The organism is Okeania sp. SIO2F5 (genome assembly GCF_010692685.1).
Lineage (GTDB): Bacteria > Cyanobacteriota > Cyanobacteriia > Cyanobacteriales > Microcoleaceae > Okeania > Okeania hirsuta.
The window spans coordinates 1-1,618 of sequence record NZ_JAAHGU010000300.1; the positions used below are offsets into that span (position 1 = coordinate 1).

Annotated in this window: 3 protein-coding genes and 1 pseudogene; all 4 read left to right on the forward strand. The window is 37.6% G+C overall.

Translation table 11 applies throughout. The features are described 5' to 3' along the window. A pseudogene (locus F6K27_RS33095) lies at window positions 1–362 on the forward strand (O-linked N-acetylglucosamine transferase, SPINDLY family protein); the annotation flags it as partial. A 110-nt stretch (window positions 363–472) separates the two neighbouring features. Next, entirely contained in the window at window positions 473–886 is a 414-nt protein-coding gene (locus F6K27_RS33100; protein WP_287280069.1) for an element excision factor XisH family protein, read from the forward strand. Further along, window positions 871–1,248, forward strand: coding sequence for a XisI protein (locus F6K27_RS33105; RefSeq protein ID WP_287280070.1), 378 nt, complete (start codon window positions 871–873; stop codon window positions 1,246–1,248). The genes F6K27_RS33100 and F6K27_RS33105 overlap by 16 nt, the downstream gene beginning before the upstream one ends. Window positions 1,249–1,263: 15 nt before the next feature. Then, window positions 1,264–1,618, forward strand: a 355-nt coding sequence (locus F6K27_RS33110; RefSeq protein ID WP_287300977.1) for a Uma2 family endonuclease, incomplete at its 3' end; no start/stop codon positions are given.

Here is a 1,618-nt window from a genome sequence, read left to right on the forward strand (position 1 = left end):
TCAGAGCTAACTTAGGTATTGCTGATATTGTTTTGGATACTTATCCCTATAATGGTGCAACAACAACGTTAGAAACTCTCTGGATGTGCATCCCAATGGTAACGCGGGTAGGTCAACAATTTGCAGCGCGCAATAGCTACACGATGATGATCAATGCTGGCATTACTGAAGGTATTGCTTGGAGTGATGAGGAGTATGTAGAGTGGGGAATTAGGTTAGGGAAAGATGAAAAATTACGTCAGGAGATATCCTGGAAATTGAGAAAGTCGAGGCAAACTGCTCCGTTGTGGAATGCCAAACAGTTTACTCGCGAGATGGAGAAAGCTTACGAAGGAATGTGGCAGAGGTATGTTGATAATTAATAATTAATAGTTAATAATTGATAATTAGGGTTTGCTGACAAAAAGTAGAGTGTGGAGATGGTGGGAAGTGTGGGGAATACAAAAATTTTATCGTTTTTAATATCTATAAAATGTCTCGAAAAGATACCTACCATGAACTGGTTAAGTCAGCTTTGATTGATGAAGGATGGACAATTACACATGATCCTTATTTTCTTGAATCAGATCCTAAACTTTTGATTGACTTGGGAGCCAAAAGAACAATTGCTGCTGAAAAAGATTGCGATAAAATAGCGGTAGAAGTCAAAAGTTTTATTACACAATCTCAAGTAACAGAACTCGAAAAGGCTGTAGGTCAGTATGGAATCTATCAAGAATTATTAAAAATACAAGAGCCGGATAGAGAACTGTATTTAGCTATTCCTATTGATGCTTTTGAGAATATTTTTAGCAGACAAGTGGGAAAAGTTGCCATTGAGAAGTTTAGTTTAAAATTAATTGTTTTCTATTTCACTAAGGAAGATTTGCTATGGATAGTACCATAAATTTTTATCGGGAATGCGTGAAACGGTTGCTAGGTGAATACGAATCACTCCAAGATGAGGGTTCTCAAATAGATCTAATTTTTGATGACGAACGAATGCGGTATATGGCTTTGTGGGTAGGATGGCATCAATACAAACGCATTCATCAATGTGTTTTGCATATTGATATTATTGATAGTAATTTAGAGATGGGCGAAAGCCATTGTATTTTGATTCAGTGTAACGATACGGAAGAACCCATCGTTACCAAGCTAATAGAAATGGGTATTTCTGAAGATAAAATTAGTTTGGGTTTCATACATCCCCAACATCGAGAATATTTAGGACGAGAAGCAAATGTAGTAGCTGCGGGAACTGTCTAATTATATCATGTCCAATTGAATACTTTAGGCTTTTTTGCCTATTCACCCCAGTTTTGTATAGGAGCGATCGCCATGAATACAACAAAAACTAGACTGACTTTTGACCAATTTATTGACCAATACCCAGAAGATGGGGTTATTTACGAACTTGTGGATGGAGAAATCAGAGAAATGCGACCCATTGGTGCCGATGAAAACGTTGCGAATTTAATCCAGAGAAATATTGACCGCGAAATCGAGCGGCTAAATTTGGATTTAGTAGTGACACGCACTGCATTGGTAAAAACGGTAACAAAAGAAGGGCAAGAACAAGGGCTAATTCCCGACGTTTCTGTAGTGGATGGGGAGATTTGGGATAGATATCTTTACA